This window comes from Candidatus Rokuibacteriota bacterium, assembly GCA_016209385.1.
Lineage (GTDB): Bacteria > Methylomirabilota > Methylomirabilia > Rokubacteriales > CSP1-6 > JACQWB01.
On record JACQWB010000301.1, the window covers coordinates 1 to 11225 of the forward strand.

Sequence of the window (11225 nt, forward strand, 5' to 3'; positions counted from 1 at the left end):
AATAAGACCCTTCGAGCGCGGGCTTCGCCCGCGCAACCAACTCGGGCCTCGCGCGGCGGGTGGCCTGCCTCGCGGCATGGCCGAACCCGCCACGCTCGAACCACCATTCCTGGGGGAGGTCTCGGAGGGAGCCCGGGTACCCGCGCCGAAGGGGGGGTGTCCCCCTCCGATTGTCCTAGGGGGGTGCTGACTCTCCATGGAGGTCGACCAGCGGCCCCCTCCACTCCTCCCGCGCGAAGCTCTGGCGGGCTTCCTCGAGAGACCTCAACTCCTCTGTGCCCCACCCATTGAACAGGTCCCGTTCAAGGTCGAGGAACCCCTGCAACAGCTTTCCGACCCCGCGGTAGAAAACCGCTCCTTCGGCATCGCTCAGGTCCCTGGCTGCGGTCGGGCCCCAGACGAGGAGGTGGCGCTTCAGGAACGTCGCCTGCGAGTTCAGCCAGTGGACCTCCGCGTCCGGGTCGGCGACGGAACGCTGGCGCCCGATCAGGCGACGCATCACCTCCAGTTCGAAGGCCAGGAAGTCTTCAGGCTCTGCGTACCCCTCCGCCTTCTCGAGGGCCAGCTCCGTCAGGAGACCCCGCACCACGGCGAGGGGACGGTCGAACAGGCGACCAGTGAGGTAGTACGATTCGTAGGGGTAGACGGCTGGCCCGTGGGGACCGATGAAGAGCCGGGTGTACTCCTCCGCCACCCTCTCTGCGAGGCCCCCCCGCGCCGCGTCGCTCAGGACGCGCGAGATCTCCTCCCACCCCTCACCGAGGCGGGCGTGAACATTGCGGGCCGCTTTGATCCTCTCGTCGATCCCGTCGGCCAGGCCAGCGAGAAGCTCGCCCGCAGGTTCTTTCCAGAGAAGGGAGACAAACAGGTCGTAATAACCTTGGCGAAAAGCAAGCAGGTCCCGGTCACCAACCATGATTAGCCGGGCTCTAGCTCCCCGGCCGCCTCCCGATAGAGCTTCCCAAGGGCCGCGTCCAGGAAACCTTTGTATTCGGGCTCCTCATCAAGTGGGCGGTCCCCACGCGCCTTTCGCTCCTCCTCCTCATCACGGACAGCTGCGGTGATGGCCGCCTCCAGGGCCGCAAATAGCTTCCCCGGGTCCGTTCCCGTCGCTTGGGGAAGCACGTCCTCCTCCCACCTCCGGACCCACAGCCGGTGATAGGATCCGCGTCCCGGGAATTGACCGGCCTCCTTAGCCGCCTGCGCCCAATCGAAGCCGAGGGTCTCCCGCATGTCCTCAACCTCGCGCCACTTCTCCAGGGCCATATACCGGACGAAGGCCTCCCGGGCTGCATCCATGAACTCCTTCCCTTCCGCCCGATCCCGCCTTCGGTCGCGCTTCTTCTTCCGGCCCTCCTCCATGGCGACCCTAGGGCTCCCAACCCTTGTCCATCTCGAAAACCGCGGCGACGGCGCGGCAGTTCGGGCACATGCGGAGGAGATCACGCCGGGTGCCCGCGAAGGTGTCCACGATGGACGCGAGGGACAAGACCTTGGCCTCCACGGCCTCGAGCGCCCGCCGGTTGATGAACGGCTTTCCACACTTGAGGCACCCCACGGTCTCGTCGCGGACCACCACCTGCCAGTCGAGAGCGCCCCGGTCGAGATAGACCTCGGGCTTCAAGGTGATGACGTGCTCGGGGCAGGCCGTCGCGCAGAGGCCGCAGTTGACGCAGGCGATCTGCTTCAGCTCGAGCGTCTGCCGCGCCTCCTCGAACTTGAAGGCATGGGTCGGGCAGACGTTCACGCACGTCCGGCACATCGTGCACCCCGCGGCCCTCACGTCGGGGAACGCGAACGGCTCGGTCTCGCCGACCCCGACGCGGCCCGGCTCGCGACCGGTGGCGTCGATCAAGGCCCGAACGGCGTCGGCGACGACCTCGCGGTTCTCCGACGGGAGCGCCGATGCCGAGCGCCCGTCCCATCTGACCGGAGCCGGCCCGAGGGACGCGACGAATCGCTCCAGGGCCTCCAGCATGGTCCGGGCCTCCCCCGCCTCGCCCGTGATGACGTGCACCCGTTCGCCGCCCACGCCGAAGGCGTCGAGCACCGAGCGGGCCAGGGCGACCTTCTGGAGGAGCAACTGCCGCTCGCCGTGGGGGCAGGACTCGCAGCCGACGAGCGCAACGCCGGCGGCCCCCATGCGGAACGCCGCCAGGATGTTGGCCTCGGAGACATGGCGCAGGCAGGCCATCGGCACCGGCAGGACCGTGGGCGGGTAGCTGAGCCTGAGCCTCCCGGCCTCGGCCAGCGCGACCTGCCCCTTCTCGGGGCAGTGGAAGGCCACCACCGGCGGATCCACCTGGGGATGGCCGGGAAGCGGCGCCAGCAGCGCCGCCATCCGCGCGTAGAGGTCCGCGGGGGGCGGGTCATTGAAGGTGAGCGAGGAAGTGGGGCAGGCGGAGACGCAGGCCCCGCAGCCCTCGCACGCCTGCTGGTCCACGCGGACGCGGAGACGATTCGTCGGGTCCCGGGCGATCGCGTGGTACGGGCAGACTCCGATGCAGATCCCGCAGCTCTCGTGGTCCGCGGAGCCTCCCGCGCACGTGTCGGTGTGATACGTCACGTACTCCGGCTTCCTGAACTCGCCGATCAGCCCGAAGACCTTCCACGCCAACCCGTCCATGTCTCCCGGACTGGGCGAACGCAGGAGATGGTACCCGGTCCTCGGCGACACCTCCGGGGCGCCGTCAGCAGTGATCACGACGACCTGGTCGGCGCGGATCGTCTCCGTCTCCTGGCGCGGAATCTTGATGGCGCCGACGTGCTCGCACGCCGTCAGGCAATCGCCGCACCGGTCGCAGAGCGGGAGCCTCAAGCGGAGCCCCTCGCTGATCGCGGAGGTATGGCAGACCGGAACGCAGCGACGGCAATAGACGCACGTCTCGAGATCGAGGGGCTGGCTCCGCTCGACGGTGACGCGGAAGGCTCCCAGGCTCCCCTCGACCCTGGTCACTCTCCCCCAGTTGGTTTTCCACGGCAGGGGGTGGATGAACTCCCCGTCAAAGGCCTCGGAGCGCTCGTCGAGAACGAGGACCGGGCGCCCGACCTCGCCCAGCCGACGCGCGAGATGGAGCCCGGCGGGCGAGTCTGTGGCGATCAGGACGGTCCCGCCGACCTTCACCGGGACTTCCGGCGCCGGGCGGGACGTCTCGGCCAGCCGCATGCTGGCCCTGAGGAGCCTGGCCGCCTTCGCCTCCGCCTCCTCGCCGGGCGGGTGAGCCCAGAAACACTGCTCCTTGAGGTTGACGACGACCACCTGCGTCGGCTCTCCGCCCGCGGCCCCGACGGCCTCGCGGAAGAGATCGGCGGGACCGCAACAGCCGATCACGACCCGATCGAAACGCTCGCGGTTCACCAGCTCGACGAGCGAGTGGACTTCATCCCGTGGAAGGCGGGCGAAGAGGACCGGCGGGGTCGTGAGGCCGAGATACGCCCCGACCCGTTTCGGATCGATCCGCAGCGTCTCGTTGCAGCTGCAGAGAACGACGCCCCAGCGCATGCTCAGATGCTACGGGCCGCGGGAGGGGTTGTCAAATTCGCCACGCGCGTCACGTGGCCGAGCCGCGCTCTCCGACACCACCGGGCCCCTCCGGATCCCCGCGAAGCTCGCGCGCGATCTGCTCCCAGTCCGGCGCCAAGGTCTCGGGCAGCGCAGACAGGGTCGGGAGGGCCTGCGGATCGGGCGGCCCGGGGAGCGCGTCCTTCTGATGCCGGGCGTGGGTGATCATGACGCTCAGGATGTGCTCCAGCTCGTGCTCGTAGATGTTGACGTTCCGGTGCCGGAGGTGGAGGAAGAAGAGGAAATCGATGCAGGTCGCGAGGAAGTAGAAGAAGGAGAGGTTCGTGAGGCTGGTCCGCTCCTCGCCGGACAGGTGCGCCTCCGCGGCCTCTCGGATGGCGCGGTAGTGGGCGAGGACGAAATCCGCCACGCTCGGGGTGAGGCGCGAGAGCCGCTCCATCGCCCCCTCGGTGAGCTGCTCGACGCGCGCGTAGTACTCGTCCTTGCCCATGGGCCGCCGTTCCTCGAACTCTACCAGCGGTTAGCGAAACCTCGCAACCTCGACCCGCCGCAGGCTCTCGAGCTTGTGGACGCGCTCGTCGTAGCCGATCTGGCGGATGAGGTCGGCGAGCGACGCGAACCGTCCGTAGTCGGCCTCGAAGATGCTCTCGAACGGTTCCGACTCGAGGGCCGGATTGTCCGCCACGTGCGCCATGTACTCGTGCTCGGCGTGGTCCTCGAAGGCGGCGTTCAGGAGGTAGCTCCACTTGGGCCGGATCACGTAGAGGAGCCAGGCGATGTGGTAGTAGAGAAACGCGAGAATCTGGGGGATGATCCGATAGCGGACGAACCCCTCACGGATTCCCTTCCTGTCCGTCAGCTCCTCCAGGATCAGGAGATGCCACATCTCGTTGTCTTGCTGGATCCGACTTTCGTGCACCCGGTCAAAGACGCGGCGCGCGAACTCCGGGGAGCCGTAGGTGTGGGTCATTGCGACGTAGGCGACGTTCTCCCAGGCCTGGTACGGCACCCGGGCGATCACTTCCAGGACCTTGAACTTGGAGAGGCGTCGCCGCCGGCCGTAGAGGAGATCCATCGTCACGAAGAGCAGGCGCGCGAGGAGGCCGTAGCGCATCCGGGGGGAGGCGAGCGTCTTCGCCTGCTCTCGCTTCAGCTCTTCGGAGGTCAACCGCTCCATGACGGTCCGGTCCGGCCGCCGGCATTACTCGGGGAGCGGGGACGAGGCCCCGGTAACCGGATAGCCGACCCGCAGCAGCGTGAGTCCCTGGGCCGGGGCGGTCGGTCCCGAGCGGGTCCGGTCGCGCCCCAGGAGCAGGTCCCGGATCCACGCCGGCGGGCGGCGGCCGGCTCCGACTTCCACCAGGCTCCCGACGATGTTCCGCACCATGTGGTGGAGAAAGCTGTCGGCGGACACGAAGACCGCGAGCAGCGTTCGCCGGGAGACGAGGCGCGCTGCGAACACGGTGCAGACCGGGGTTCGCTCCCGGCCGGGGGCCGCGCAGAAAGCGGAGAAGTCGTGCTTGCCCCTGAGCGCGCCGAGCCCGGCACGCATGAACGAGGCCTCGAGCGGCCGGGGGACGTGCCAGGCGTAACGCCGCAGCAGCGGCCGCGCGACCGGCCCGTTGTCGATCAGATAGGCGTACCGCTTCAGGCGGGCCCACCGGCGGGCGTCGAAGCCCGGCGGCGCTTCGGCGACCTCCAGCACCCGGACGTCGGGCGGCAGGAGGGCGTTGAGCCCCGATCGGATCGCCGGGAGAGAGAGCTGTCGCGTCGTCACGAACGACGCGACCTGACCCAGGGCGTGGACCCCGGCATCCGTCCGGCTCGCCCCCACCACCTTCACAGGCTCGCGCAGGATGCGGGTCAACGCGTCGGTGAGGAGACCCTGGACCGTCAGCACGACCGGTTGAACCTGCCAGCCGTGGTAGGCCGTTCCGTCGTAGGCGAGCGTGAGGCGAAGCGTCCGGGTCATCGCGAGATGCACGAGCGGAGCGAGCTTCCTCAGCGGGCACCCGAGCGGGTCGGCGGAGCCGACCCTTAGAGCGCGGGTCGGGTCAGAAGCTCGGCGATCTGGACCGCATTCGTGGCGGCGCCCTTCCGGAGTTGGTCGCCCACCACCCAGAAGTTCAGGCCGTTCGGGAGCGAGAGATCCTCGCGGATCCGGCCCACGAAACAGTCGTCCTGCCCCTCGACGACCACGGGCATCGGGTAGCGGTTCTCGGCCGGCTCGTCCCAGACCCTGAGCCCCGGGAAGTTGGCGAAGAGCTCCCGGGCGCGCGCGGAGCTGACCTTCTCGACGGTCTCGACGTTCACGGCGACCGAGTGGGCGGTGAACACCGGCACCCTGACCGTCGTCGGGGAAATGGCGAGGTCCGGCGCCTCCAGGATCTTCCGCACCTCGTGGATGAGCTTCCACTCCTCGCCGGTGTAGCCGCCGTCTCCGAACCGGTCGATGTGCGGGATCAGATTGAAGGCGATCTGGTGGGGAAAGTGCCGGGCTTCCATCGGCTCGCCCTTGGCCCAGGCGAGCGTCTGGCGTCGAAGCTCCTCCACCCCGTTCACGCCCGCACCGGACACCGCCTGATAGCTCACGGCGATGACCCGCCGGATCCGCGCCGCGTCGTGGAGCGGCTTGAGCGGCATCACGGTGACGACGGTCGTGCAGTTAGGGCTCGCGACGATCCCCCTGTGGCCCGTCACCGCGTGGGCGTTGATCTCGGGAACGACCAGCGGCACTCCGGGGTCCATCCTGAAGGCGCTGGATTTGTCCACCACGACAGCTCCGGCTCTCACCGCCTGGGGCGCGAACTCCCGCGATTGGGCCGACCCGGCCGAGAAGAACGCGATCTCCACGCCGCTGAACGCCTGCGGAGTCACCTTCTCAACGCGGAGGACCTCTCCCCTGAAGCGCACCGTCTTCCCGACGGACCGCTCGGAGGCGAAGGCGCGCAGCTCCTTCACGGGGAACTTGCGCTCCTCGAGTATCTTGAGCGTGGTCGACCCGGCCGCCCCGGTCGCGCCGACGACTGCCACCACGTACCCTGACGCCATGAGCTCTCCTTTGGAGCTTCCCCTCCACCCGGTTCGAGCGCTGGCTTTGCCAGTGCAAGCCTCCTGGGGGAGGCATCGGAGGGGGCCCGGGCGGGTACCCGGGCCAGAGGCCCGGGTGCGCCGAAGGCGTGGGTGTCCCCCTCCGACTAGAAGAGCGCTTCGACTTCGCGCGCGATCAGATCGCCCATCTGGCTCGTCCCGACCAGCGTCGTCCCCTCCTGGCGGATGTCCGAGGTCCGGTAGCCCTTCTCCAGGACCCGCAGCACCGCCGCCTCGACCCGCTCCGCCTCGGACCCCAGGTTCAGCGAGTAGCGGAGCAGCATGGCCGCCGAGAGGATCGCGGCGATGGGGTTCGCGATCCCCCGCCCCGCGATATCCGGCGCCGTGCCGTGCACGGGCTCGTAGAGGGCGCTCGTCCCGCCGAGCGACGCCGAGGGGAGCATCCCCATGGAGCCCGCGAGGATCGCCGCTTCGTCGGACAGGATATCACCGAAGGTGTTCTCGGTCACGAGCGTATCGAACGTCGACGGCCGCTGGACGAGGGCCATGGCGCAGTTGTCGACGAGGATGTGCTCGAGCGCCACGTCGGGGAACTCCCGGGCGACCTGGTTCACCACCTCCCGCCAGAGCTGGGAGACCACCAGCACGTTCGCCTTGTCCACCGAGGCCAGCCGCTTGCGGCGCTTGCGGGCGACCTCGAAGGCGACCCGCGCCACCCGCTCGATCTCCCGCGAGGTGTAGACCATGGTGTTCACCGCCCGCCGGCTTCCGTCCGGACCCGTCTCGAGCCCGTGGGGCTCGCCGAAGTAGAGGCCCCCGGTGAGCTCGCGGATCACCATGAGGTCCGTCGCCTCCACCACCGCCCGCTTCAGCGGCGAGGCATCCACCAGCATCGGGAAGCACCTGGCCGGACGGAGGTTGGCGTAGAGGTCGAGCTCCTTCCGAAGCCTCAGGAGCCCCCGCTCGGGCCGCTTCTCGTTCGGCAGATCGTCCCATTTGGGACCGCCCACGGCCCCGAACAGGATGGCGTGGCTCTCGGCGCAGAGGCGGAGCGTCGAGTCGGAGAGGGGGACACCGGTGGCGTCGATCGCCGCCCCCCCGATGGGGGCCTCCTCGAACTCGAACTCGACGCCCGCTCCCCTGGCCACCCGCTCGAGGACCTTCACGGCCTCGGGGATGACCTCCTGACCGATTCCGTCTCCCGGGAGCACCGCGATCTTGTAGGCCGCCATCTTTTGCCCTTAAGCTCTCCACACCATTTCGAGTCTGGACACCCTAGTCTTGCCGTGTGTCATAGTTGGAGGCAGTAGGATCCATTGACTTGCCGAGCCCCTGCTTCTTCGCGACGTAGTTCATCAACCCGCCCGCCGCCATGATTGCGCGCGCGAACTCGGGCAGCGGCTGGGCCTGATAGCTCTCCCCTCTGGTCAGGTTCTTGATCTCGCCCGTCACTGGGTTGAGCTCCAGATCATCTCCCTGCTCGATCCGCTCGGCAGCTTCCGGGCACTCGAACAGGGGAAGCCCCAGGTTGATCGAGTTCCGGTAGAAGATCCGGGCGAAGGACTTGGCGATCACCGCCGACACCCCCGCGGCCCTGATCGAGATCGGGGCGTGCTCGCGCGAGGAGCCGCAGCCGAAGTTCCTGAGCCCGACCAGGACATCCCCGATCCGGACCTTCTTGGCAAATTCGGGGTCTGCGTCCTCCATGCAGTGCTTGCCCAGCTCCGACGGGTCCGAGGTCACCAGGTAGCGGGCCGGAATGATCTGGTCCGTGTCGACGTTGTCCCCGTACTTCCAGGCTTTGCCGTACAGGTTCATGAGCGATCTCCCCTCACGCGCTCGCCACCTTTTCGGGGTGGCTGATCTTGCCGGTCACGGCGGTGGCCGCTGCCACTGCGGGGCTTGCGAGGTACACCCGCGCTTTGGGATGCCCCATGCGTCCGGGGAAGTTCCGGTTCGACGTGGAGAGGCAGACCTCCTCGGGACCGAGCACGCCGTTGTAGCCCCCGAGGCATGGCCCGCAGGTCGCTTCGGAGATGGCGCAGCCGGCCTCGGCGAAGACCTCGATCAATCCTTCCCGCATCGCCTGCTGAAAAACCTGGTGAGTGGCCGGAATCACGATGCAGCGCACGTAGGGCGCTACCTTCCTACCCCGCATGATCCGGGCGGCGATCCGGAGATCTTCCATGCGGGCATTGGTGCAGGAGCCGATGAAGACCTGGTCCACGTCAACGCCCGCGATCTCGTCCAGCGGCCGCACGTTGTCGGGCGAGTACGGGCACGCGACCTGGAGGTCGATCTTGCCCGCATCCCACTCAAAAACCGAGTGGTATTGGGCGTCAGCGTCTGATTGGTGGAGCGTCCACGGCCGCTTCGCTCGCGGCCGCACGTACTCCAGCGTGATCTCGTCAGCGGCCACGATCCCGCTCTTACCACCAGCCTCGATGGCCATGTTGCAGAGCGTGAGCCGCTGGTCTACCGGCAGCGCGTGTACCACCTCGCCCGTGAACTCCATGGCCCGGTACGTCGCCCCGTCCACCCCGATCTGCCCGATCGTGTAGAGGATCAGGTCCTTCGCCGACACCCAGGGCTGAAGCCGCCCGTAGAAGTGGAACTTCATGGACTCGGGCACCTTGAACCAGGTCTCGCCGGTGATCATCGCGGCGGCCAGGTCGGTGGAGCCGACGCCGGTGGAGAAGCAGCCGAGCCCGCCGTAGGTGCAGGAGTGCGAGTCGGCGCCCAGCACGACGTCGCCCGGGACCACGAGCCCCTCCTGAGGCAGCAGGATATGCTCGATGCCGCCGCGCCCCTCGTCGTAGAAGTACTTGAGCTTGTGCTTCTTGGCGAATTCCCGGGCGATGCGGCACTGCTCGGCGGATTTGATGTCCTTGGCCGGGACGAAGTGGCTCAAGACGATCGTCAGCCGGTCAGGATCGAACACCCGCGTCGCTCCCGTCCGCTCGAACTCTTTGATCGCGATGGGGGCGGTGATGTCGTTCCCCATGAGGAGATCGAGCCGGCAGGTGATGAGTTCTCCTGGATGAACCTCTCGCCTATCGGCGTGAGCCGCGAGGATCTTCTCGGTGATCGTCATGCCCATGTCAGGGTCCGACCTCCTTGAGCTTCTGCCCCGCCGGGTGCACCACCCGGTTCAGCGCGTTCAGGTAGGCCCGGGCGCTCGCCTCGATGACATCGGTCGACGCGCCTTTGCCGCTGACCACGGTCCCGTCGAAATCCACCTTCACCGAGACCTCGCCGATGGCGTCCTTGCCGGACGTCGCCGCCCGGAGCGAATAGTCCAGGAGCCGCCCCTTGAGCCCGGTGATCGCATCGATGGCGTTCAACACCGCGTCCACTGGCCCGTCCCCGACGCCCGAGTCCTGGAAGACTTCCTCCTCCTTCTTCAGGCGGACCGTGGCCGACGGGACGATGCCGGTGCCGCTGATCACGTGCAGGTAATCGAGGACGTAGGTCTCCTGGACCTGAGCGATCTCGCTGGTCACAAGGGCCATGAGGTCCTCGTCGTAGACCTCCTTCTTCTTGTCCGCCAGGTCCTTGAACTTCTTGAAGGCCCGGTCCAGCTCGGTCCCGGACAGGTCGTACCCCAGATCCTTGAGGCGCACGGCCAGGGCGTGACGGCCTGAGTGCTTGCCGAGCACCAGCTTGTTCGACGGTCGTCCGATGTCCTGGGGCCTCATGATCTCATACGTGAGCTTTTCCTTGAGGACTCCATCCTGGTGGATCCCGGCCTCGTGGGCGAAGGCGTTCTCCCCCACGACGGCCTTGTTGGGCTGCACGTGGACGCCCGTGATGTGGGAGAGGAGGCGGGAAGCGCGGAAGATCTCCTCGGTCCTGATCTGGGTGTCGATGCCGAAGAAGTCCTGGCGGGTCCTGAGCGCCATCACGATCTCCTCGAGCGAGGCGTTGCCGGCCCGCTCGCCGATCCCGTTGATGGTGCACTCCACCTGCCGGGCGCCGCTCATGATGGCGACCAGCGAGTTGGCCACGGCCTGCCCGAGGTCGTTGTGACAGTGGACGGAGAGCACGGCCTTCCCGCTGTTCTTGACGCGCTCCCGGATCCGCGCGATACGCTCACCCCACTCCTTCGGGATGGCGTAGCCCACCGTGTCCGGAATGTTGATCGTGGTGGCGCCGGCTTCGATCACCGCCTCGAGGACATCACACATGTAATCGAAGTCCGATCGCGAGGCGTCCTCCGGCGAGAACTCCACGTCGTGACAGTATTCCCGAGCGTGCTTCACGGCGTCGACCGCCGCCTTGAGGACCTCGGCGCGGGTCTTCCTGAGCTTGTACTTCAGGTGGATGTCCGAGGTCGCCACGAACGTGTGGATCCTCGGGCGCCTGGCATATTTCACGGCCTCCCAGCACCGGTCGATGTCGGCGAGGCCGACCCGGGACAGCCCGCAGATGATCGGGGCCCCCTCGAGGGTGCCCACCTGCTTCGCCACCTCGCGCGTCGCCTCGAAGTCCTCGTCGGAAGAGATTGGAAACCCGGCCTCGATGACGTCCACGTTGAGCCGGGCCAGTTGCCGGGCCATCTCCAGCTTCTCCATGGTGTTCATGGAGAACCCCGGCGCTTGCTCCCCGTCCCTCAACGTGGTGTCAAATATGATGACGCGATTCATGGCTC

At 67.8% G+C, this 11225-nt stretch carries 11 protein-coding genes; all 11 read right to left on the minus strand.

The window, feature by feature from the left end; translation table 11 throughout:
- Positions 1-175 precede the first annotated feature (175 nt).
- On the minus strand, positions 176-916 hold the full coding sequence (locus HY726_22805) for a molecular chaperone TorD family protein (protein ID MBI4611830.1): 741 nt from the start codon (positions 914-916) through the stop codon (positions 176-178).
- A gap of 2 nt (positions 917-918) precedes the next feature.
- Complete coding sequence (locus tag HY726_22810) at positions 919-1362, minus strand: hypothetical protein (protein MBI4611831.1); 444 nt, start codon at positions 1360-1362, stop codon at positions 919-921.
- Positions 1363-1369: 7 nt separating this feature from the next.
- The gene (locus HY726_22815; protein MBI4611832.1) at positions 1370-3502 is read right to left on the minus strand and encodes a 4Fe-4S dicluster domain-containing protein; all 2133 of its coding nucleotides are present in this window, start codon (positions 3500-3502) and stop codon (positions 1370-1372) included.
- A 49-nt stretch (positions 3503-3551) separates the two neighbouring features.
- Positions 3552-4013 carry a hypothetical protein gene (locus HY726_22820; protein ID MBI4611833.1) on the minus strand — a complete coding sequence of 154 codons (462 nt, stop codon included), beginning with the start codon at positions 4011-4013 and terminating at the stop codon, positions 3552-3554.
- Between the two features lie 30 nt (positions 4014-4043).
- Entirely contained in the window at positions 4044-4700 is a 657-nt protein-coding gene (locus HY726_22825; GenBank protein MBI4611834.1) for a hypothetical protein, read from the minus strand.
- Between the two features lie 24 nt (positions 4701-4724).
- Entirely contained in the window at positions 4725-5495 is a 771-nt protein-coding gene (gene truA / locus HY726_22830; GenBank protein ID MBI4611835.1) for a tRNA pseudouridine(38-40) synthase TruA, read from the minus strand.
- 65 nt (positions 5496-5560) lie between these two features.
- The gene (locus tag HY726_22835) at positions 5561-6574 is read right to left on the minus strand and encodes an aspartate-semialdehyde dehydrogenase (protein ID MBI4611836.1); all 1014 of its coding nucleotides are present in this window, start codon (positions 6572-6574) and stop codon (positions 5561-5563) included.
- Between the two features lie 146 nt (positions 6575-6720).
- The gene (gene leuB, locus HY726_22840) at positions 6721-7806 is read right to left on the minus strand and encodes a 3-isopropylmalate dehydrogenase (protein MBI4611837.1); all 1086 of its coding nucleotides are present in this window, start codon (positions 7804-7806) and stop codon (positions 6721-6723) included.
- A 43-nt stretch (positions 7807-7849) separates the two neighbouring features.
- The gene (locus HY726_22845; protein ID MBI4611838.1) at positions 7850-8392 is read right to left on the minus strand and encodes a 3-isopropylmalate dehydratase small subunit; all 543 of its coding nucleotides are present in this window, start codon (positions 8390-8392) and stop codon (positions 7850-7852) included.
- 13 nt (positions 8393-8405) lie between these two features.
- Positions 8406-9674 carry a 3-isopropylmalate dehydratase large subunit gene (leuC, locus tag HY726_22850; protein MBI4611839.1) on the minus strand — a complete coding sequence of 423 codons (1269 nt, stop codon included), beginning with the start codon at positions 9672-9674 and terminating at the stop codon, positions 8406-8408.
- Position 9675: 1 nt separating this feature from the next.
- Positions 9676-11220 (minus strand): 2-isopropylmalate synthase, encoded by a 1545-nt coding sequence (locus HY726_22855; GenBank protein ID MBI4611840.1) that lies wholly within the window; start codon positions 11218-11220, stop codon positions 9676-9678.
- Positions 11221-11225 lie beyond the last annotated feature (5 nt).